Source organism: Deinococcus sonorensis KR-87 (assembly GCF_040256395.1).
Taxonomy (GTDB): Bacteria; Deinococcota; Deinococci; order Deinococcales; family Deinococcaceae; genus Deinococcus; species Deinococcus sonorensis.
The window spans coordinates 921246-941851 of sequence record NZ_CP158299.1 but is presented as its reverse complement, the minus strand read 5'-3'; the positions used below and the strand labels follow the sequence as shown (position 1 = coordinate 941851).

Here is a 20606-nt window from a genome sequence, read left to right as displayed (position 1 = left end):
CATGAGCGTCGAACAACTGTCGGTCAACACCATCCGGACCCTGTCCATCGATGCAGTGCAGCAGGCCAACAGCGGCCACCCGGGTGCTCCGCTGGGTGCCGCGCCGATGGCCTACGTGCTGTGGCACGACTTTCTGCGCTTCAACCCGCAGAATCCGGAGTGGCCGGGCCGGGACCGTTTCGTGCTGTCGGCGGGCCACGCCAGCATGCTGGTCTACAGCCTGCTGCACCTGACCGGCTACGACATGAGCCTGGACGAGCTGAAGAATTTCCGGCAGTGGGGCAGCAAGACGCCCGGCCACCCGGAGTTCTTCCACACCAAGGGCCTGGACGCCACCACCGGTCCGCTCGGCCAGGGCGCCGGCATGACGGTGGGCATGGCGATGGCCGAGGCGCATCTGGCGGCCCGCTACAACCGCGACGGCTTCCGGATCTTCGATAACTACACCTACGCCATCGTGGGCGACGGTGACCTGCAGGAAGGCGTGAGCCACGAGGCTGCCTCGCTGGCCGGCCACCTGCGGCTGGGCAAGCTGATCTGGCTCTATGACGACAACGACGTGCAGCTGGACACCGCCACCTCCAAGACCTTCACCGATGAGACCGCCATGCGCTTCGAGAGCTACGGCTGGCAGGTGCTGGCGGTGCACGACGGCAACGACCTGACGGCCATCCGCGAGGCCATCAAGGATGCCCAGCGCGAGGTGGACAAGCCGACCCTAATCCGGGTCAAGACGGTCATCGGCTACGGCAGCCCCAAGGCCGGCACCAGCAAGGCGCACGGCGAGCCGCTGGGCGCGGAGGGGGTGGCCAGCACCAAGGAGGCGCTCGGCTGGACGTACCCGCCGTTCACCGTGCCGAAGGAGGTGGCCCAGCACATGGATGCCCGCGAGCGCGGGGCGCAGCAGCAGGCCGAGTGGCAGGCGCTGCAGGACCGCTACCGCGAGGCGTTCCCGGAGCTGGCGACCGAACTGGACGCCATGCTGGCCCGCGAGCTGCCGGCCGGGCTGTCGGAGGCGCTGCCCAGCTTCGAGGTGGGCGGCAAGGGCATGGCCACCCGCGCGGCCAGCGGCAAGGTCATCAATGCGCTGGCTGCCCAGGTGCCTGCCCTGATGGGCGGCAGCGCCGACCTGTCGGGCAGCACCAAGACCACCATCGACAACGAACCGGCCATGCAGCCGGGCACGATGGCCGGGCGCAACGTGTACTTCGGGGTCCGCGAGTTCGGCATGAGCGCGGCGGCCAACGGCCTGTCGCTGTACGGGGCGCTGCGGCCGATGGTCGGCACCTTCCTGGTGTTCGCCGACTACCTGAAGCCGGCGCTGCGGCTCTCGGCGCTGCAGCACCAGCCGGTGATCTATGTGCTGACCCACGACAGCATCGGGCTGGGCGAGGACGGTCCCACCCACCAGCCGATCGAACAGCTGGCGATGCTGCGGGCGGTGCCGCAGGTGCACGTGCTGCGCCCGGCCGATGCCAACGAGACGGCCGCCGCGTGGCAGATGGCGCTGGAGCGCAAGGACGGCCCCAGCGCCCTGATCCTGAGCCGCCAGGACCTGCCGATCCTGCCGCGCAACCACAGCGGTGTGAAGCGTGGAGCCTACGTGGTGCGCGACTTCGAGGGCCAGGACGCCGGAACCCGGGTGATTCTGATCGCCACCGGCTCCGAGGTGCATGTGGCGCTGGAGGCCGCCGAGGCGCTGAAGGCCGAGGGCACGCTGGCGCGGGTGGTGAGCATGCCCAGCATGGAGGTGTTCCGCGCCCAGGATCAGGCGTACCGCGACAGCATCCTGACGCCGGGCGTGCGCCGGGTGGCCATCGAGGCGGCCTCGCCGCAGCCGTGGTACGAGTGGGTGGGGCTGGACGGCGCCGTGATCGGAATGGATCACTTCGGCGCGTCGGCCCCGGCCACCACCCTGTTCGAGAAGTTCGGCTTCAGCGTGGCCAACGTGGTGAAGGTGGTCAAGGCGCTCGGCTGAGCGAAAGGTCCGGCCGCACAAGAAGCGGGGCGCCAGGAACTTCTTGGCGCCCCGCTTCTTGTGGCGGTGTCAGTCGGAGGCCTGGGCCAGGTCCAGCGGCAGCGCCACATGGGCCTGATCGGCGCTCAGGTGCAGCGGCGAGACGTACAGCGCCCGGCGGCCGTGCGGGTAGCCGCAGCGGCCGGCTTCCCAGGCGTGGTACGCCAGCTGCCACTGCCCGGTGGCGGTGCGGAAGGCGTGGCTGTGGCCCGGCCCGGCGATCCGGCCCTGAGAGGCCAGCAGCGGCGCGGCGCGGTACTTGGAGAAGGGGCCCAGGGGCGTGAGGCCGGTGGCGTGGCCCACCGCATAGGTCTCGTCCTGGAAGTCGGCGCAGCTGTACAGCAGGTGGAAGCGGCCCTCGTCCTCGATGACCTGCGGCGCCTCGACCAGGTTGTGTTCCCATGCCTCGGTGGCGGTCATCAGGTCGGTGGGCGCGCCAGCCAGCGTCAGGCCGTCGGCGCTCAGCGGCGCGCCCCACAGGTGGGTGGCCTTCTTGACGGCGTTGCCGTCGTTCTTCCAGTACAGGTACTGGGTGCCGTCCGAGGCCTGCAGCACGTTGGCGTCAATGGCGCCACCCTGGTCCAGCATGGTCAGCAGCGGCCGGTCCGTGGCCTCGAAGGGGCCTTCCGGATGGTCACTGGTGGCCACGCCGATCACCTGAAGGCGCGAGCCACGCAGCCGCGCCGTGAAGTACAGGTGGTACCGGTCGCCCACCTGCACCACGTCCGGGGCCCAGGTGAAGCCGGGGCGGGCCCAGGCCGGCAGCACCGGCATGGCGTCGCCCACCAGGGTAAAGTTCGTCAGATCCGGGCTGTAAACAACCGGCACGTTCACGTCCGGGACATTTGTGGCGTACACGTAGTAACCGTCGTCCGTATGCAGGACGTTGGGGTCGGGCAGGTCTTCTGCTTCGAGATGGAGCACACGTGGCATGAAGGGTTTCATAACGGTGACTAAATTTAACCGCAAACCTCTAACGCTTTTCTGACGCCGACCTTCATCAATGGAGGGGATGCACTGAGCGGATGCTCATGAAGAGACAGCGCCCGGACCCCCCATTCGCCTATGCTCCTGGGTATGGACCTGAATGCCGACGCGGGGGAGTCGTTCGGACGCTGGAGCCTGGGCGACGACGAGCAGCTGTTCCCATTCCTGAGCAGCGTCAATCTGGCGCTGGGCTTTCATGCCGGTGACCCGCTGACCCTGCGGCAGGCGGTGCAGCGGGCCGTGCGGCAGCGGCTGAACATCGGGGCTCACCCGGGCTACCCGGACCTGAGCGGCTTCGGCCGTCGGGAGCTGGCGATGAGCGCGGCCGAGATCGGGGCCGCCACCCTGTACCAGCTGGGCGCGCTGTCTGGGTTCTTGCAGGAGGCGGGCGCGACCATGAGCCACGTCAAGGCGCACGGGGCGCTGTACTTCCGGGTGCATCAGGACCTGGAGGCGGGCCGCGCGTTTGCCGCCGCCGTGCGCAGCTATGCTCCTCAGGCCGCCCTGGTGGTGCTGGCCGGTCCGGCCGGCGACGCCCTGGAGGCGGTGGCGCAGGAGGCGGGCCTGACGGTGTGGCGCGAGGCCTTTCCGGAACGCGCCTACCTGGCCGATGGCTTGCTGGCCCCGCGCACGCTGCCCGGCAGCAGCATTCACGATCCGGACGAGGCGGCGGGCCGCGCGCTGGAGATGGTGGGAGGCACGGTGCAGGCGCTGACCGGCCAGAGCATCGCGCTGCGGGCCGATACGCTCTGCATCCACGGCGACAACCCGCAGGCTGTGAGCATCGCCCGGGCGATCCGTGCCCGCCTGGAGGCGGCCGGCGTGACGGTGGACGCGCCGCGCTGATGCATCCGGCCGTCCTGTACCGCCGGCTGGCGCCGCTCACGCCGGCCAGCAACGCCCGGCTGCACCGCTGGGCGGCGGCGCTGCTGACCCAGGCGCTTCCTGGGCTGCTGGACGTGGTGCCGGCCTATAGCTCGCTGTATGTGGAATACGACGAGCAGCAGGTGCCGGAAAGTGAGGTGGCCGCCTGGGTGGACCGGCTGTGTCCGGAGGAGCAGCAGGCACAGGCCGGGCGCACCATGCAGCTGCCGGTGTGCTACGACGGCCCGGACCTGGATGAAGTGGCGGCGCGGCTGGGTCTGAGCGTGCCGGAACTGGTGCGGCAGCATTCGGCCGTGCCGTACCGGGTGTACGCGCTGGGGTTCGTGGCCGGCTTTCCCTTCATGGGGGAGGTGCCCCCGGCGCTGCAACTGCCCCGGCGCAGCGTGCCCCGGGCGCGGGTGCCGGCGCATTCGGTGGCGATGGCCGCGGCCCAGAGTGGGCTCTACCCGGTGGCGTCGCCGGGCGGCTGGCACCTGTTAGGCCGCGCGCTGGAGGCTGCCTTCGATCCGCGCCGGCCCGAGCCGTTTCTGCTGCAGCCGGGCGATACGGTGCAGTTCGTGCCCACCCCGGGCGAGTCCCCGCCAGACCTGGTGCCGCTGTCGCTGCTGCCACAGAGCCCACAACGGCCGTTGTTGCGGGTGGAGCGCCCCGGCGCGCTGGACCTGCTGATGGACCGGGGCCGGTTTCTGCAGGGCCGCTACGGGCTGGTGCGCAGCGGCGCGCTGGACGCCCTGGCCGCCGACGTCGCCAACCGGCTGCTGGGCAACCCACCGGACGCCCCGGTGCTGGAATTGCATCTGAGCGGCCCCCAGCTCACGGTGCTGGCGGACGCGGTGCTGAGCGTGACCGGGGCGGGACTGGTGGCGCTGGTGGACGGAGAACCGCAGCCCACCTGGAGCAGTTTTGCGGTGCATGCTGGCCAGACGCTGCGCTTCCGGCCGGACGGTCGTGGCCGGGTCAGCTATCTGGCGCTGCCGGGCGGCCTTCAGGCCGAGCCGTTCCGGGGCAGCGTCAGCACCGACCTGAAGGCGGGGGTGGGCCGGCCGCTTCAGGCGGGGGACGTGCTGGGCGCCGCCGGAGCGCACCGGCCGCTGGCTGGTCGCCGCTCCCACCCCCGTCTGACCACCGGCCCCATCCGCCTGCTGCCGCTGGACGACGACCCGGCAGCGCTGGAAGCCTTGTGCAGCGCGCCTTTCCGGGTGCTGGACGCCGACCGGATGGGGGTGCGGCTGGACGGCCCAGCCGTGCCGGGCGGCGAGGTCCGCAGTGAGGCCAGCCCGATCGGCACGGTGCAGGTGCCCCCGTCGGGTCAGCCGATTGTGCTGCTGAACGACAAGGGCACCCTGGGCGGTTACCGCAAGCCGGCCCGGGTGTGGCCGCCGGACCTGCCACGGCTGGCCCAGGTGCGGCCGGGCGAGTGGGTCCGTTTCCGGCGCGCCTGAGCTATTCGGTCCGGCTGTGGTGGGCGCTGGCCGGCGCTCCGATGCTGACGGTCTTGATGTTCACGAACTCCAGGATGCCGTGCCGGGAGAGCTCTCGCCCGAAGCCGCTGGCCTTCACGCCGCCGAATGGCAGCCGTGGATCGCTGGCCACCATGCTGTTCACGAACACCGAACCGGCTTCCAGATCCCGCACGAAGATGGCCCGTTCGGCGTCATCCTGGGTCCAGACGCTGGACGCCAGGCCGAAACGGGTGCCGTTGGCGATCTGGATGGCCCCGGCCAGATCGTGCACCTTGAAGATCAGCGCCACCGGACCGAACACCTCCTCGTTCCAGACCTGCATGGTGCTCTTGAGTTCGCTCAGCGCCGTGACCGGATAGAAGTTGCCCTCACCCTCCGGCAGTTCCCCGCCCAGCAGCAGCTTCGCCCCGTGCTCCACGGCGTCCTGCACCTGGGCATGGAGGTCGTCGCGGATCTGGGGCGTGGCCAGCGGTCCCACGTCGGTGGTTTCCAGCAGCGGATCGCCCAGCTTCAGCGCCGCCAGCCCCTCCACAAACCGCTGCACGAAGGCGTCATAGATCGCCTCGTGGATGATGAAGCGCTTCGCCGCGATGCAGCTCTGGCCGTTGTTGATGGTGCGGGCCGTGACGGCCGTGCTGGCCGCCGCGTCCAGGTCGGCGCTGGGCATCACGATGAACGGGTCCGAGCCGCCCAGTTCCATCACGCTGGTCTTGATGCTGGCGCCCGCCGTGCCGGCCACGCTGCGCCCAGCACCTTCGGATCCGGTCAGCGAGACGGCCTTGACACGGTCGTCCTTCAGGATGGCCTCCACGTCCTTGCTGCCGATCAGAAGCGTCTGAAACACGCCCTCCGGGAACCCCGCCTCAATCAGCACGCGCTCGATGGCCAGGGCGCAGCCGGGCACGTTGCTGGCGTGCTTGAGCAGACCCACGTTGCCGGCCATCAGGGTGGGCGCAATAAAGCGGAACGCCTGCCAGTACGGAAAGTTCCAGGGCATCACGGCTAGCACCACGCCCAGCGGCTGGTAGGTCACATACGCCTGATCCGCCTCGGTATGCACCAGCTCATCGGCCAGGAACTTCTCGGCGTTGTTGGCGAAGTAGCGGCAGGTGCGCGCGCACTTCTCGACCTCCTGCAGGGCCGAGGCCAGCGTCTTGCCCATCTCCTGGGTGGCCAGCTCGGCCAGCTCCTGCTTGCGGGCGTCCAGCACGTCGGCGGCGTGGTTCATCCAGGCGGCGCGCTCCGCGAAGGTGGTGCAGCGGTAGCTCTGGAAGGCCGTCACGGCGGCCGTCAGTTTCTGGTCCACCTGGGCGGAGGTGTGCATGTCGTAGCTGTGGAACGTCTCCCCGTTGGCCGGGTTGATGCTGTGCATCTGTGGGGCTCTGGTGAGGGTCATACGGCCAGTGTGCCAAGCCCCGGCACCTTCATTTAGGCGTCAGCCACAGTTGGAGCGGCAGATGAATGGAGGCACAAGCTCCCGGCAGCTTTCTGTGCCGGATATGGGGAGCGCCTGCGGAGCGCGCAGCCGCAGCACGTCAACCGGAGCCGTCACCATGCCGGGCCGGGCGGCCGCCTACACTGTCAGCATGACTGCCTCCGACCCGGCCTCAGCTCCCCATATCCACCTGCCGGACGGCTCCTGCTGTACGCCAAAGCGCTTTGCCCACCTGCATCAGCACACCCAGTACTCGTTGCTGGACGGCGCGGCCAAGCTCAAGGACCTGCTGAAGTGGGTCAAGGAAGTGACGCCCGAGGGCACCGACCCGGCCTGCGCCATGACCGACCACGGCAACATGCACGGCGCGGTGCACTTCTACAACTACGCCACCGGCATGGGCGTGAAGCCGATCCTGGGCTACGAGGCCTATGTGGTGCCGGGCATGGGCACGCGCCGCGACAAGAAGCCGGGCGTGAGCGGTGAGAAAGGCATCTTCCACCTGACGCTGCTGGCCCGCGACTTCGAGGGCTACCAGAACCTGTGCCGCCTGAGCAGCCGCGGGTACACCGAGGGCTACTACTACAAGCCGCGGATTGATCATGAGTTGCTGCTGGAGCACCACAAGGGCGTGATCGCCTTCTCCGGCTGCCTGGGCAGCGAGGTGCAGCAGCTGCTGATGCAGGGGCGCGAGGACGAGGCGAAGCAGCGGCTGCTGTGGTACCGGGACCTCTTCGGGGAGAACTACTACATCGAGATTCAGGACCACGGGCTGCCGGAGCAGGCGAAGAACAACCCGATCCTGAAGCGCTGGGCCCAGGAGCTGGGCATCGGGATGGTGGCCACCAACGACGGACACTACGTCAAGAAGAGTGACGCCACCGCCCACGAGACGCTGCTGGCCATCCAGACCAAGGCGACGCTGGCCGACGAGAACCGCTTCAAGTTCCCCTGCGACGAGTTCTACGTCAAGAACCTGCAGGAGATGCATCAGGCGCTGCCGCCCAGCGAGTGGGGCGAGGAGCTGTTCGACAACACCGCCAACATCGCCGACCTGTGCAACGTGACGCTGCCGGTCGGCAAGAAGCGGGTGTACCAGATGCCGGCCCTCCCGATTCCTGAGGGCCGCAGCATGGCCGAGGAACTGCGGGTGCAGACCTACGCCGGCAGCCTGAAGCGCTACCCCAACCACATCACCTCTGGGCTGCTGCGCGAGTACGCGGTGCGGAGTCTGGCGGCGCTGGAGGCGGGCGAGCGCGAGCGGGTGCTGGCCCGGGTGAATGGCTGCGACGCCCGCACCTGCGACCAGGAGACCCTGCTGACCCTGATTGCGTTCATGGGCAGCGAGTGGGAGCGCCGGGGAAAGGCAGCCGGAGAGAAGTACACCCGCTATCCGGCGCTGGAGGAGATGGAGGCGGGCGCGCAGAGCGGGGCCATTCCCGATTACGCCTGCCTGGATTGGCAGCGCAGCAAAGGCGAGGCCAGCGACACAGCCATCCGGCTCGAGAACGGGAGTCTGGAGGAGGCCAGCTGCCGGGCCCACCACACCCACGCGCTGACCCTGCTGCGCCGCGCCGAGTACGAGCTGAGCGTCATCAACAACATGGGCTTTCCCGACTACCTACTGATCGTTGCCGACTACATCAACTGGGCCAAGGATCAGGGCATCAGCGTGGGGCCGGGGCGTGGGTCCGGCGCCGGGTCCATCGTGTGCTATGCCATCCGCATCACCAACCTCGACCCGCTGGAGTTCGATCTGCTGTTCGAGCGCTTCCTGAACCCGGACCGCATCAGCATGCCCGACCTCGATATCGACTTCAACGACGCCCGGCGCATGGAAGTGATCGAGTACGTGCGGCAGAAGTACGGCGATGACAAGGTGGCCATGATCGCCACCTTCGGGACCATGGCCAGCAAGGCCTGCCTGAAGGACGTGGCGCGCGTGATGGGCCTGGAATACGCCAAGGTGGACAAGGTCAGCAAGCTGATTCCCATCAAGTTCGGCAAGAGCTACAGCCTGGAGCAGGCGCGCGAGAGTGTACCGGACATCGCCCAGATGCTTTCGGAGGACGCGCAGCTGCTGGAGGCCTACGAGTTCGCGCAGAAACTCGAGGGCCTGACCCGCCACGCCTCGGTGCACGCGGCGGGTGTGGTGATCGGGCGCGATCAGCTGACCGACCTGGTGCCGCTGATGCGCGACACTTCCGGCGAGGGCATCGTCTGCCAGTACGACATGAAGGCCGTGGAGGACATCGGCCTGATCAAGATGGACTTCCTGGGGCTGCGGACCCTGAGCTTCCTGGATGAGGCCCGCAAGATCATGCGCGACTCGCAGGGCATCGACATCAACTTCGATACCATCCCCTTTGCCGAGGACGGCGAGACGCCCGAGCGGGCCGCCAGCGTCACGAAGACCTTTGAGCTGATGAGCCGCGGCGACACCAAGGGTGTGTTCCAGCTGGAAGGGGCCGGCATCGCGGACGCCTCCCGGCGCCTGAAGCCCCGGCGGCTGGCTGACATCATCGCGCTCAGCGCGCTGTACCGCCCCGGCCCGATGGAGAACATTCCCACCTACGTGCGCCGCCACCATGGGCAGGAGCAGGTGGACTACGTGCGCGACGGCTTCCCGAACAGCGCCCGGCACCTGGAGAAGATCCTGAAGGAGACCTACGGTATTCCGGTCTACCAGGAGCAGATCATGCAGATCGCCTCCGAGGTGGCGGGCTTCTCGCTGGGTGGCGCCGACCTGCTGCGCCGGGCCATGGGCAAGAAGGACGCCGAGGAGATGAAGCGGCAGCGCCAGATCTTCGTGAAGGGCGCGGGCGAGAACGAGGTGCCGGGCGACGAGGCCAACCGGCTCTTCGACCTGCTGGACGCGTTCGCCAACTACGGCTTCAACAAGAGCCACAGCGCGGCGTACGGGGTCATCACCTACCAGACCGCGTGGCTGAAGGCCAACTACCCGGTGGAGTTCATGGCGGCCCTGCTGACCGTGGAGCGCCGCGACAGCGACAAGGTGGCCGAGTACGCCTCCGACGCCCGCAAGATGGGCGTGAACGTGCTGCCGCCCGACATCAACAAGTCGGCGCCGGACTTCAAGGTGGTGGGCCAGGACATCTACTTCGGGCTGTACGCCATCAAGGGGCTGGGCGAGGGCGCGGTGCTCAAAATCCTGGAGGAGCGCGAGCAGGCCGGGCCGTTCAAGAGTCTCGCGGACTTCTGCTCGCGGCTGGGCAACAAGGTCTGCAACCGCAAGGCGATGGAAAGCCTGATCAAGAGCGGTGCCTTCGACTTTTGCGGCGAGCGCAAGCAGCTGCTCGACAGCCTGGAAGACGCGATGGCCTGGGCGCAGGGCGCGGCCAGCATGCTGAGCAGCGGCATGGATTCGCTGTTCGGCATGGAGCAGACGGCCCCCGAGCCGAAACTGAAAACGGGTGTGGAACCGTTCTCCGAGCTGGAGAAACTGAAACTGGAGAAGGAAGCGCTGGGCCTGTACATCAGCGGCCACCCGCTGGAGCAGCACGAGGGACTGCGCGAGGCGGCCAGCACCCGCATCAGCACGCTGGACGCGTGGTACCTGTCGCAGAACGTGGCCCCCGGCAAGCGCATCAAGGCGGTGCTGGCCGGCATGGTGGAGCAGGTGGTCAAGAAGCCCACCAAGTCGGGCGGCATGATGGCCCGCTTCAACCTCGCCGACGAGAGCGGCACCATCGAACTGGTGGCCTTCTCACGCGCCTATGAGCGGCTGCAGGAGCGCCTGACCAACGACACGCCCGCCCTGGTGATCGTGGAGCTGGAGTCGGAGGACGGCGGCCTGCGCGCCATCGCTGAGGAACTGGTGACGGTGGATCAGCTGGCCGACGTGCCGAAGGTGATGTACGTGAACATCGACCTGGACAGCGCCTCCGAGGAGGCCCTGGCCGAATTCCAGAGCCGCCTGGACGAGCACGCGGGCAGCATGCCCACCTACTTCCGCTTCCAGAGCGGCGAGCACTACCTCGTGTACCAGCTGGAGCGCGCCACCGGCAGCCAGGAGGCCATCCGCATGATCGGAGAGACCTTCCCCTGGGCCGAGGCCTACCTCGCCTACGATCAGGCCACCATCCTGAGCCGCTTCGCGCCCAAGCCCCCCGCCTGGCAGCAGCGCCAGCAGCAGGGCAGAGGCATGCAGGCGTGAACGAGCAGGTCTTTGCCCTCCCCTTGGCCTGGAATCCTCCCGCGTCTCCGGAAGATCTGGAGCGTACAGCTGAACAGCTCCGCATGGACTGGCCTGAAGAGGTGGCCGCGCTCTACCGCCAGCATGACGGCGCTGCGGGGCTGGCCGACGACTGGGAGGACGCGTGGGCGGAACGGCTGGACACCGACGAGGACGCTTGCCCGCAGGTGCCGCGCCTGATGCCGCTGGATGAGGTGCGCGATTTTTATAGCGGGACCAGTTCATTTGTCATGCCGGACATCCGGCTGTTCTGGAGCGACGACAACTCGAATTACGTCGGGGTCTACGTCGGTGAGGTGTTCACGGGTGCGGTGTGCCTGCTGCATCACGAGGAGCAGACCGAAGTGGCCCCCCGGTTTCACCGGGTCTCGGATTTCCTGGCCTGGATGGTGGCTCATCCGGATGAGGATGTTTTCTCCTCCACTCTGGTGCCCAGTCTCTACCCCAGGGTGGTCCCAGACCCCGAAACAAGTGAGCTGGAGTGGGCCGCAGCCTACTCTCTGTATGCGAGGGCGGACAGGACCACAGACAACCCGCTTCTGGCGGTGGCCATGAACGCCACGCCAGTGGAGCACAGCAGCGAACTCCTGAGCTACCTGGACCACGAGGATTTCTATATCGCTGAACGCGCTGTGGAGATTCTGGGGACACGGAGATATTTGCCCGCCAGAAAGGCCATCGAGCATCTGGCTGTTCATGGCGTGGCCAATGCCAGAAGCGCTGCTCTGCGTGTATTGAGTCGCTGGTGACCTCCTTACACCGAGGGAAGCCAGGCAGAACTCCGATCTCTGTCTGTGCCTCCTCTCATGAGCATCAGACTGGCCAACCCGTCTGAAGTCGAGCCGGGCGCGAGCTTTTTCGCTCCTGGGCTCTACAATCCGGACATGTCGATGCCCCCGGTTCTCCAGGCCAGCGCTCCCGAACTCGTCACCTTGGCCCGCACGCTGATGGGGCCGGGGCAGCGGCGCGTCCTGGGCATTGTGGGCACGCCGGGAGCCGGCAAATCCACCCTCTGTGCGGCGCTGATGGCCGGGCTGGGCCAGGACGCGGCCCTGGTGCCGATGGACGGCTTTCATCTGGCCAACCAGGAATTAGAACGGCTGGGGCGCCGGAACCGCAAGGGGGCGCCCGATACCTTCGACGCCGACGGGTACGCGGCGCTGCTGGAGCGTCTGCGTCAGCCGCAGGGCCGGCTGATCTACGCCCCGCTCTTCGACCGGCAGCTGGAAGAGTCCATCGGCAGCGCCCTGCCGGTCCCGCCGGGGGCCCCGCTGATCATCACCGAGGGCAACTATCTGCTGCTTCAGGAGGGCGAGTGGGGGCGGGTGCGGGCGGCCCTCGACACCGTGTGGTTTCTGGAGGTGCCGGAAGCGTTGCGCCTGGAGCGGCTGGTGCGCCGTCACCAGCAGTTCGGCAAATCGGCCCGCGAGGCCGAGCAGTGGGTACAGCAGGTGGACCAGCGCAACGCGGAGGTGATCCGTGCCACCCGCTCCCGCGCCGACCTGATCGTGCAGCTCACCGAGACGTCCGCTCAGCCCTGAGGCCCAGGGTTCCCGTATCATCCGGGCGTGAAGCGTCCGCCTCCCGTCACCCCGGAAGGGTTCCTGGCCACCCAGGACCTCAAAGACCGGGGATGGACCGCCCGCCTGATCCGGGAGTTCCTGGGCGACCATGACGCCGAGCGGCCCAACGGGCTGAAGATGGGCCGGCGACGGCTGCCGCCGGTCAAGCTCTACCGCGCCGAGCGGGCCGAGGAGGCGGAGCGAGAGGAGCGGTTTCTGGTGGCACAGGGCCGGGCGATGGAGGCGCGAGAACGGGCCGAACGCGCCGGGCGCACCCGCCGGGCCAACCGTGACCGGCTGCTCGACGCCCTGGCCGACGACTGGCAACCGGTGATCCAGGTTCAGCCGCTCAGAAAGGGGGCCGTCCGGCTGGCCCGGACGGCCCAGCAGCCGGCCCTGGCAGCCGAACTGCGGCGCCTGGAGCGGCTGGCCGGGCCGTTTTCGGCGGTGGACCTGCGTCACCTGAAGCGCGCGCTGGCCTTCCGGCTGGACGCGGCGCTGGCTTCCGCGTACCCCTGGTTTCCGGCCCCGCAACCGCCCGTTCCGGCCGGTGCGCGGCCTGCCGAGGACGACTGGGACTAGCCAGTGGCGGACCTCAGCCCTGTGGAACGAGCGTCAGGGTACAGGTCCCCAAGTCGCTCCGGTCGCCGGTGTTGAAGTGGGCCGGGAAGCTGTCGTCGTCGGTGGCCAGCAGCCCTTCAAAGTGGATGTGCGACCGACTGACGCTCGGCGACTCGACCAGGCAGTGCAACTCGCTGGAAACGCCGCCGGTGTTGTTGACCCGGGAAATGACGATTGAACTCCGAGTCGCTGTCGAGCGGGTCATAGACGATCGCCAGGACCGTGGAGCCTCCCCTGGGGTCGGAGAGCGCCGACATATCGGTACACCCGACAAAACCGTTGCTCTGCCGGGTGGTGGGGCTTCTCACCCGGATGCGGTACTCGGCGGGCTGACCGCCGGCGGTGCCCACCACCTGCCACGTCTGCCCCGGGTGCAGCAGGAGATCCGCCGGGTTTTGGCTGGTCAGGGCGGGAGCACAGGCGGTGAGCAGGCCGAGGGCGGAGAGGACCAGGAGGCGGTTCATCGTTCGGGAGGAGAGCACCCGGGGAGGCGGGAGGAATCCGCAGCTGCCGGAGGCAGGGCCGGCGAGGGCCGCGCGTCCTGGCTGCCTACTTGTACAGCCGGAAGTATTCCGCGTAGCGCACGCCCGCGGCCTGTCCGCCGAACAGCCGGCGCATGCCGGAGCCGCTACCTCCGTTCTGGGTGACGTGCTGCGCCAGCGCCCGTTCCTTGATGGCCATCACGGCGGTGATGTCCACGGCCACATCCGGCCGGCGCGTCTGAAACAGGTAGAGGAGTGGCCTGGACGGTCCCAGTCGCTGCCAGAACCGCAGCACAGCTCTGGCGGTGCCCTGGTGGTCCACGTGCAGGTAGGGCAGGGCCGGGAGGTCCGGATCGAACACCATCAGGGCGTCCGGCTGCACCTCACGGTAGATCTGTTCCACCGCCGGCACGAAGCGAGGGTCTCGGGCCGCGCCCCGGTCCGGCAGGTGAAGGAAGCGCAGCCTGGTGTAGCCGTTGATGCGGGCCGCCGCCTGCTGTTCCCGTCTGCGGGTGGCGGGTAGGTCCGGCACCTGCGTCCGGTTCGGGCCACGCTCGCCGTCGGTGGCCACCACCACCTGCACGTCCGCGCCCGCGTCGCTCAGCCGCCGCAGGGTGCCGCCCACGTACCACTCCAGGTCGTCCGGATGCCCCACGATGGCCAGCACGGTCCGGCGCCCCAGCAATTGCTCACCGGCCTGGAGCGCCTGAACCGGCGGAACTGCCAGACTGACCCGGAACACCAGGACCAGCGGCACCAGAGCCACACCCAATCCCAGCAGCCAGCCGAAGGCCCGGCGACCGGAGCTTCTGAAGCGCATGCCTCGATCCTACGCCTGGACCAGCCAGTTCACCCGAGCAGCAGGCCGCCGGTGCTTCCGAACAGCCCACCTGTGCTGTAGCTGGACTCGCTGGAGGCCAGGAACACGTACAGCGGCGCGATCTCGGCCGGCTGGCCGGGGCGGCCCATCGGGGTCTCGCTGCCGAAGGTCTCAATCTTGTCCTGCGGTTGGCCGCCGCTCGGCTGAAGCGGCGTCCAGAACGGTCCCGGCGCCACCGCATTCACCCGGATGCCCTGGGCCGCCACCTGCTGCGCCAGCGCCTCGGTAAAGGCCAGAATGGCCGCCTTGGTGGGCGCGTAATCCAGCAGTTTGGGCGACGGCTGTTTCGCCTGGATGGACGAGGTGTTGATGATGCTGGCCCCCGCCTTCAGGTGCCTCAACGCCGCCTTGGTGATCCAGAACAGGGCATAGACGTTGGTCTTGAAGGTGGCGTCGAACTGCTCGGTGCTGATGTCTTGGATGGACGCCTGCGCCGTCTGCTTCCCCGCATTGTTCACCAGGATGTCCAGGCCGCCCAGCTGCTCCACCGCCTGCGTCACCAGCTGGGTGCAGAACTCCTCGTCCTGGATGTCGCCCGGCAACGTCACGGCCCGGCGTCCGGCGGCCTCGATCAGCTGCACCACCTCGCGGGCGTCCTCTTCCTCACGGGGGAGGTAGTTGATGGCCACGTCTGCACCTTCACGGGCAAACGCGATCGCCACCGCCCGCCCAATCCCGCTGTCACCGCCGGTAATCAAGGCCTTGCGGCCCTGCAGTCGGCCGGTGCCCTGATAGCTGGTCTCGCCATGATCGGGGCGGGGATTCATCTCGTGAACTGATCCGGGCGCGTCCTGCGGCTGACGCGGGAAGGGGGGCTGCGGGTACAGGGTGGTGGGGTCGGGGGGTTGGCTCACGGTTCACGTCCTCCTTGGTGGCGCTTCACGGCTGGGCGTTGCCGCCGTTGACGCCGTACACCTGGCCGGTGGCGTAACTGGATTCCTGAGACGCCAGGGTCACGTAGACGGGGGCCAGCTCGGCCGGCTGGCCGGGGCGCCCGATGGGGGTGTCGGCGCCGAACTGCGGCAGCTTGTTGGGGTCCTGACCGCCGCTCGGCTGCAGTGGGGTCCAGATCGGGCCGGGAGCCACCGCGTTCACCCGGATGCCCCGGTGAATGATCTGCTTGGACAGCGACTTCGTGAAGTTCACGATGGCGGCCTTGGTCTGAGCGTAGTCCAGCAGGTTGGCCGACGGGTCGTAGGCCTGCTCCGAGGCGGTGTTGATGATGCACGCGCCCGGCTGGAAGTGCGGCATCGCCGCCTTGGTGATCCAGAACATCGCGTACAGATTGGTCTTGAGCGTCCAGTCGAACAGCTCGGTGGTCAGGTCCAGGATCGACCCCACCTGATGCTGACGGGCCGCGTTGTTCACCAGAATGTCCAGGCCGCCCAGTTCCTTGACCGCCTGTGCCACCAGCTGCTGGCAGAACGCCTCGCTGCGGATGTCGCCGGGAATGGCCACCGCCTTGCGCCCGGCCGCCCGGATCAGCGCGATGACCTCGCGGGCGTCGCTTTCCTCGGCCGGCAGGTAGTTGATGGCCACGTCCGCGCCTTCACGGGCGAAGGCAATCGCGACGGCCCGCCCGATGCCGCTGTCGCCGCCGGTGATCAGCGCCTTGCGGCCCACCAGTCGGCCGGTGCCCTGATAGCTGGTCTCGCCGTGATCGGGGGGCGGCACCATCTTGCTGGCCAGGCCGGGCCACGGCTGGGTCTGTTTCGGGAAGGGCGGGCGCTTGTACTGGGTGGTGGGGTCGCGCTTGATGGACTGCGCCGGCGGTTTGGCTCCGGTGGTGGGGGCCGGCGTGCCGGCCTGCCTGGCCAGCACTGGTGAAGCCAGGGCGGCGGCCAGACCGGTGCCAATGCGGCCGAGCACCTTGCGGCGGGTGGGTTGTACGGAGCTCTCGGTCTCGTCTGTGGCCACGTTGATCTCCTTGGGCGTGCCCGGTTCACCGGGGCAGCGCCACGCTTCAGGCCTGCAGGTCTGGTGTGAGCCGACCCACTGACCCGCAGCGACTGGCTCCGGCCCTTCCTGGAGCACGCGCCATTGTGGTCGTGGCGGTCAGGCGGGGGCATGAACCGGCCGTGAACTCCGCTTGACGCAATCTGGACCGTCCGGGGAGGTCTGTGGCGCGCGATACACTGTTGTACCGCTACATTTTCAGGTGCTGAACTGCCCCCACCAGCTGCAGGTCCTGCAGCCGCTGCGCAATCAGCGAGCGGTGACAGGCGCCCGGATCGGCCTCGTAACACAGCAGGCAGACCGGCTGCTGCTGAACCCAGTCTCCCAACGTCTCCAGCGCGTCCCGCTGGGTGGCCAGATGCACCGCGTAGCCGCCGGCCAGCACCTGAAAGTCATGGCTGAGCCGGTACTCCTTGCGCAGGCTGGGCGGCGTGCCCAGGGCGCGCAGGTGGCGGTACTCGATGCCGCCCGACGCCAGCGCCTGCCCCAGCGCCGTTTTGGAAAAGCCGGGGCGGCGGCTCTGGGCGCGCTCGCGGGTGTCCACCAGCACCTTCACGCCGGCCGCCTGCAGGGTGGCAATCAGGTCCGGAAGGGCCGCGCCCTCGTAGCCGATGGTGAAGAGGGGAGGTGTGGTCATGGCTCAGGCTAAAGAAGCGTGGCTCGCCGCGCCGTGATTCCGCTCAGGTTAGCCGCTGGCCCGCTGGCTCCACTGCGGCAGGGTCAGCCAGCCGGCCACACCCACCACGGCCGCCAGCAGCAGCAGGGTCAGCAGCGCCAGCGGCTGGGTCAGCGCGGTGCAGGCCATCAACAGCGGCACGCCCGGCGCGCTGGCCGCCTGAATGGCCGCCTGGATGCTGAGGGCGCGCCCCTCCGGGGTGCCGGGCGTGACCTGCCGGGCGGTGCGGGTGGCCAGGCCCAGCGCCAGACCCGCGCACAGCAGCGCCGTGACGCCCAGGGCCGTCAGCACCCCGCCACTCCACGCGGCGGAGCCGAGCAGCGCGTACGGCAGCCCGATCAGCAGGCCCGGAATCAACAGGGCGGCCAGTCCCAGCAGGTACACCCGGCGCAGGGCGGCCAGCAGGTGAGCGGCGCTGGGGCGCTCGCCCAGGCTACGAAGCGGGCTGAGCATCCGGCAGGAAGGTGGCGGGCCGCTGGCCCACCAGCAGCGGCTGGCCCGGGTCCAGGTCCTTGCGCAGCCGGGCCAGCGTATGGGCGCCGGTGCTGGCGCCGGTGCGGCCCACCACCCGGCCGTCCACCGTCACGTCGGTGTAGGGAGGCAGGTCCTCTCCGCTCAGCCGGGTCAGCTGGTAGCGAGTCGCGCCGCGCGCCTCCAGCCGGGCCATGATCTCCTGGCCCACGTAGCAGCCCTTGCGGACCGCCACCGCCCGCTCCAGCCCCACCTCCTGCGGCAGAAAGCCCTGCCAGCGGTCCTGCACCACGTCCGGCAGCCCAGCCTCGATGCGGGCCGCCTCCAGCGCCTCCAGCGGCCGCTCCTCACCGTCCAGCGCCGCCAGCACCGCCGTCTCGTGCGCCTGCAGATAATGCAGGTCCAGCCCCGGTGTGCCGGTGCGGTTGATCCGGCCCACCAGCACCGTGCCGCCGCCCAGCTCGAAACTCTGGGCGTCCGGGCCGCGCGGGTCCCAGCCGCTCAGCGCTTCGTTCCACAGGTGCACGGTGGCCAGCGTGCTGCTCACGTCCTGCAGTTCCACCTGATCGAAGATGATGTAGCGCCGCAGCCGGGCGGCCAGCGGCTCGGCCTGCCCGGCGTCCAGGTGCAGGTACAGGTCGTCGGCGCGGCGGTACACCCGCGCCACCTGCTCGATCTGGCCACGCACGTTCAGGAAACACCCCTCCACCAGCCCGGGGGTGGGCGCGGCCTTGACGTTGCCGGTCATCTGACCCTGCACGAAATCCAGCCGGTCGGCGCCGGTCACGCGCAGGGCGCTGGAGGGAAGGCGGGTGTAAGGCATAGCCGGAGCTTAACGCAGCGGCGCGCGGCTCAACGTGACCCGGTAGGCTGAGTCATGAACCGGATTGACGGGGTGATCTCGCGGTACCGGCGGCCCGGCCCGCCTCGCCTGCAGCTGTACCTGGGCCTGTACGCCCTGCTGCTCACCACGGCGGCGCTGGGCCGGGGCCGCCCCGACGACCTGGGCACGCTGGAAACCCTGCGGCGCAGCCGATTCGCCCGCGTGATGTTCATGGACGTGGGGGCGCTCAGCACCCTGGGGGCGCTGTACCTGCTGCTGCACGGGCGCACGCCGCTGCGGGTGCCGGGCGCGCTGGCCAGCCTGTTCGTAGGCAGCTTCGCGCTGATTCCGGCGCTGGCCTGGGAGGACGCGGCGAGCGCGGCTGAGGCGCCGGACCCTACAGCGCCCTGACCCGCTCCAGGACCTGCTCCGGGCGCACGGTGTAGTCGCCGGTCTTGGCCTCGATGGCCTCGTACCGCACCACGCCTTCCTTATCGATGATGAACACCGCCCGCTGGGTGATGCCGCGCTCATCGATGGCCACCCCGTAGTCGCGGGCCACCGTGAGCGTCATGTCGGCTAGCAGCGGCAGCTCGATGCCGTACTCGGCGGCCCAGGCGCGGTGGGTATACACGCTGTCGCGGTTGATGCCCAGCACCACCGCGCCCGCGTCGCCGAAGTCGTCCTGGCGGCCCGAGTACTCGGGCAGCTGCATGCTGCACACCGGCGAGAAGTCCATCGGATAGAACACCAGCACCACCGTGCGGTGGCCGCGGTAGCTGCTGAGCGTGACCGGCTCGCCGCCGGTGGAGGGCAGGGTGAAGTCGGGGGCAGGCTGACCAAGCAGAGTCATGCCCGACAGTGTACTCGCGGTGACAGGACCCGGCAGATGTTTGGCTGGACCGCATTATCCCATCAGGAAGGAATGGTAGGCTGACCCATCCTCCGACCTGCCTGAGCAGCACTGCAGGCGAGGGTCAGGACGCAGCGGCATCGCCCGCCCTGAAAGGAGTTCTATGAGTGCCATCTTACCCCCCAATGCCCTGGCAGACGTGCCCCGCACGCCGGCCGGACTGCTGAGCAACCGCGAGAAGGACCGCCTGATCGAGCGTGCTTTTCTTGGCCTGTACCGCTGGTACACCGCCCGCAGTCAGGAAACCCGCAACTGGAACCCGGACCAGAGCTTCGACTGGAAGAGCCTGCGCCATGACCTGCCCAAGGAGATCATGACCGCCGTGACCGGCTTCTTCGCGGTGGAGCAGTACGCGCCGGACTACACCAGCGAACTGGTGAACCTGGTGCGGCGCTCGCACGGCCGCAGCCACTTTCAGCTGCGCTGGGGCAGCGAGGAGGAGAAGCACGCCGACGCCTGGGAGAACGTGGTGCTGTTCAGCCGTCAGCGCTCGCCCGCCTGGATCGAGGAGTACAAGGAGCGGCTGCGTGCCCAGCAGTGGCACCTGCCGTTCCCGGACGCGATTCACAATCTGGTGTACACCGTGTTCCAGGAGCGCGCCACCCAGCTGAACTACCTCAACCTGATGCGGCTCGCCAACGGCAAGAGCGACAAGGTTCAGAACGCCGTGGACCCGGTGCTGGCGCGGGTGGCGCAGATCATCGCGGTGGACGAGGCGGCGCACTACAACTTCTTCCTGGAAGGCGCGCGCCTGTACCTGTACTACTACCCGCAGCGCACGCTGGAAGCGATCAAGAACGTGATCGGCCAGTTCTCGATGCCGGCCAGCTACCTGGTGCCGAACTGGGACGAGTTCGCCGAGACGGTCTACCGCGCCGGCATCTACGGCCCGCGCGACTTCTCGCGCGACGTGATGCAGGTGGCGTTCCGCAACCTGGGTATCGAGAGCCGCAAGAAGCTGGAGGAGGGGATCAAGGCCACCCGCGAGGTGCCCACCTTCGACGGCGAGCAGAAGATCCAGACCGCCATCTGGGACACCTTCGACTACGGCAGTGTGGAAGGCGACGTGAAGCGCCTGTACACCCGCATTCAGGACTACGAGCAGGGCATCGGCTTTGATGCCGTGGACCCGACCGAGTTCGTGCCGAACCCGGAGATGCCCGCCGTGACCCAGCCGGTCGAGGCGGCGGTCCAGGCGTCCGACGACTGAACCCCCGCA

19 protein-coding genes are annotated in these 20606 nt (G+C 68.7%); 9 read left to right on the top strand and 10 right to left on the bottom strand.

The genetic code is table 11. From position 1 onward, the window contains the following. Position 1: 1 nt before the first annotated feature. Complete coding sequence (gene tkt / locus ABOD76_RS09905; protein ID WP_350244666.1) at positions 2-1978, top strand: transketolase; 1977 nt, start codon at positions 2-4, stop codon at positions 1976-1978. Between the two features lie 69 nt (positions 1979-2047). Here tkt and ABOD76_RS09900 read toward each other — a convergent pair whose 3' ends face one another. Continuing rightward, on the bottom strand, positions 2048-2950 hold the full coding sequence (locus ABOD76_RS09900; RefSeq protein WP_350244665.1) for a glycoside hydrolase family 43 protein: 903 nt from the start codon (positions 2948-2950) through the stop codon (positions 2048-2050). A gap of 144 nt (positions 2951-3094) precedes the next feature. Here ABOD76_RS09900 and ABOD76_RS09895 point away from each other — a divergent pair, with 144 nt between their 5' ends. Further along, complete coding sequence (locus ABOD76_RS09895; protein WP_350244664.1) at positions 3095-3850, top strand: 5-oxoprolinase subunit PxpA; 756 nt, start codon at positions 3095-3097, stop codon at positions 3848-3850. Beyond that, the gene (gene pxpB / locus ABOD76_RS09890; protein WP_350244662.1) at positions 3850-5331 is read left to right on the top strand and encodes a 5-oxoprolinase subunit PxpB; all 1482 of its coding nucleotides are present in this window, start codon (positions 3850-3852) and stop codon (positions 5329-5331) included. The genes ABOD76_RS09895 and pxpB overlap by 1 nt, the downstream gene beginning before the upstream one ends. 1 nt (position 5332) lies before the next feature. On the opposite strand, the gene ABOD76_RS09885 is transcribed toward pxpB, so the two are convergent. Continuing rightward, complete coding sequence (locus ABOD76_RS09885) at positions 5333-6748, bottom strand: NAD-dependent succinate-semialdehyde dehydrogenase (protein ID WP_350244661.1); 1416 nt, start codon at positions 6746-6748, stop codon at positions 5333-5335. A 190-nt stretch (positions 6749-6938) separates the two neighbouring features. Between ABOD76_RS09885 and dnaE the strand changes: the two genes are divergently transcribed. From dnaE to ABOD76_RS09865, 4 genes are all read left to right on the top strand, one after another. Beyond that, on the top strand, positions 6939-10964 hold the full coding sequence (gene dnaE, locus ABOD76_RS09880) for a DNA polymerase III subunit alpha (RefSeq protein ID WP_350244660.1): 4026 nt from the start codon (positions 6939-6941) through the stop codon (positions 10962-10964). After that, positions 10961-11752, top strand: coding sequence for an SMI1/KNR4 family protein (locus ABOD76_RS09875; RefSeq protein ID WP_350244659.1), 792 nt, complete (start codon positions 10961-10963; stop codon positions 11750-11752). Before dnaE ends, ABOD76_RS09875 begins: the two co-directional genes overlap by 4 nt. 135 nt (positions 11753-11887) lie before the next feature. Then, positions 11888-12544, top strand: a complete 657-nt coding sequence (locus tag ABOD76_RS09870) for a nucleoside/nucleotide kinase family protein (protein WP_350244658.1) — start codon at positions 11888-11890, stop codon at positions 12542-12544. Between the two features lie 27 nt (positions 12545-12571). After that, positions 12572-13147 carry a hypothetical protein gene (locus tag ABOD76_RS09865; protein ID WP_350244656.1) on the top strand — a complete coding sequence of 192 codons (576 nt, stop codon included), beginning with the start codon at positions 12572-12574 and terminating at the stop codon, positions 13145-13147. Positions 13148-13263: 116 nt separating this feature from the next. Here the strand turns inward: ABOD76_RS09865 and ABOD76_RS09860 are convergent, their stop codons facing one another. The 7 genes from ABOD76_RS09860 to ABOD76_RS09830 all read right to left on the bottom strand — a co-directional run bounded on the left by ABOD76_RS09860 (position 13264) and on the right by ABOD76_RS09830 (position 18474). After that, positions 13264-13650, bottom strand: coding sequence for a hypothetical protein (locus ABOD76_RS09860; protein WP_350244655.1), 387 nt, complete (start codon positions 13648-13650; stop codon positions 13264-13266). An 85-nt stretch (positions 13651-13735) separates the two neighbouring features. Then, positions 13736-14488, bottom strand: coding sequence for a PIG-L deacetylase family protein (locus tag ABOD76_RS09855; protein ID WP_350244654.1), 753 nt, complete (start codon positions 14486-14488; stop codon positions 13736-13738). Positions 14489-14517: 29 nt separating this feature from the next. Continuing rightward, positions 14518-15402, bottom strand: coding sequence for an SDR family oxidoreductase (locus ABOD76_RS09850; RefSeq protein ID WP_350244653.1), 885 nt, complete (start codon positions 15400-15402; stop codon positions 14518-14520). A 25-nt stretch (positions 15403-15427) separates the two neighbouring features. Continuing rightward, entirely contained in the window at positions 15428-16465 is a 1038-nt protein-coding gene (locus ABOD76_RS09845; RefSeq protein ID WP_350244652.1) for an SDR family oxidoreductase, read from the bottom strand. 229 nt (positions 16466-16694) lie between these two features. After that, complete coding sequence (locus tag ABOD76_RS09840) at positions 16695-17141, bottom strand: DUF488 domain-containing protein (protein ID WP_350244651.1); 447 nt, start codon at positions 17139-17141, stop codon at positions 16695-16697. 48 nt (positions 17142-17189) lie between these two features. Further along, complete coding sequence (locus tag ABOD76_RS09835; RefSeq protein ID WP_350244650.1) at positions 17190-17633, bottom strand: hypothetical protein; 444 nt, start codon at positions 17631-17633, stop codon at positions 17190-17192. Next, complete coding sequence (locus ABOD76_RS09830) at positions 17614-18474, bottom strand: YgfZ/GcvT domain-containing protein (RefSeq protein ID WP_350244649.1); 861 nt, start codon at positions 18472-18474, stop codon at positions 17614-17616. The genes ABOD76_RS09835 and ABOD76_RS09830 overlap by 20 nt, the downstream gene beginning before the upstream one ends. A 54-nt stretch (positions 18475-18528) precedes the next feature. Here ABOD76_RS09830 and ABOD76_RS09825 point away from each other — a divergent pair, with 54 nt between their 5' ends. Continuing rightward, entirely contained in the window at positions 18529-18885 is a 357-nt protein-coding gene (locus ABOD76_RS09825) for a hypothetical protein (RefSeq protein ID WP_350244648.1), read from the top strand. Here the strand turns inward: ABOD76_RS09825 and ABOD76_RS09820 are convergent. Next, positions 18872-19327 carry a peroxiredoxin gene (locus ABOD76_RS09820; protein ID WP_350244647.1) on the bottom strand — a complete coding sequence of 152 codons (456 nt, stop codon included), beginning with the start codon at positions 19325-19327 and terminating at the stop codon, positions 18872-18874. The genes ABOD76_RS09825 and ABOD76_RS09820 overlap by 14 nt on opposite strands. Positions 19328-19490: 163 nt before the next feature. Here ABOD76_RS09820 and ABOD76_RS09815 point away from each other — a divergent pair, with 163 nt between their 5' ends. Beyond that, positions 19491-20597 (top strand): acyl-ACP desaturase, encoded by a 1107-nt coding sequence (locus tag ABOD76_RS09815; RefSeq protein ID WP_350244646.1) that lies wholly within the window; start codon positions 19491-19493, stop codon positions 20595-20597. Positions 20598-20606: the final 9 nt, after the last annotated feature.

Coding starts and splice junctions, on each gene's coding strand:
- tkt (WP_350244666.1), top strand. CDS start 2: ATGAGCGTCGAACAACTGTCGGTCAACACCATCCGGACCCTGTCCATC.
- ABOD76_RS09900 (WP_350244665.1), bottom strand. CDS start 2,950: ATGCCACGTGTGCTCCATCTCGAAGCAGAAGACCTGCCCGACCCCAAC.
- ABOD76_RS09895 (WP_350244664.1), top strand. CDS start 3,095: ATGGACCTGAATGCCGACGCGGGGGAGTCGTTCGGACGCTGGAGCCTG.
- pxpB (WP_350244662.1), top strand. CDS start 3,850: ATGCATCCGGCCGTCCTGTACCGCCGGCTGGCGCCGCTCACGCCGGCC.
- ABOD76_RS09885 (WP_350244661.1), bottom strand. CDS start 6,748: ATGACCCTCACCAGAGCCCCACAGATGCACAGCATCAACCCGGCCAAC.
- dnaE (WP_350244660.1), top strand. CDS start 6,939: ATGACTGCCTCCGACCCGGCCTCAGCTCCCCATATCCACCTGCCGGAC.
- ABOD76_RS09870 (WP_350244658.1), top strand. CDS start 11,888: ATGTCGATGCCCCCGGTTCTCCAGGCCAGCGCTCCCGAACTCGTCACC.
- ABOD76_RS09860 (WP_350244655.1), bottom strand. CDS start 13,650: ATGAACCGCCTCCTGGTCCTCTCCGCCCTCGGCCTGCTCACCGCCTGT.
- ABOD76_RS09855 (WP_350244654.1), bottom strand. CDS start 14,488: ATGCGCTTCAGAAGCTCCGGTCGCCGGGCCTTCGGCTGGCTGCTGGGA.
- ABOD76_RS09840 (WP_350244651.1), bottom strand. CDS start 17,141: ATGACCACACCTCCCCTCTTCACCATCGGCTACGAGGGCGCGGCCCTT.
- ABOD76_RS09835 (WP_350244650.1), bottom strand. CDS start 17,633: ATGCTCAGCCCGCTTCGTAGCCTGGGCGAGCGCCCCAGCGCCGCTCAC.
- ABOD76_RS09830 (WP_350244649.1), bottom strand. CDS start 18,474: ATGCCTTACACCCGCCTTCCCTCCAGCGCCCTGCGCGTGACCGGCGCC.
- ABOD76_RS09825 (WP_350244648.1), top strand. CDS start 18,529: ATGAACCGGATTGACGGGGTGATCTCGCGGTACCGGCGGCCCGGCCCG.
- ABOD76_RS09820 (WP_350244647.1), bottom strand. CDS start 19,327: ATGACTCTGCTTGGTCAGCCTGCCCCCGACTTCACCCTGCCCTCCACC.
- ABOD76_RS09815 (WP_350244646.1), top strand. CDS start 19,491: ATGAGTGCCATCTTACCCCCCAATGCCCTGGCAGACGTGCCCCGCACG.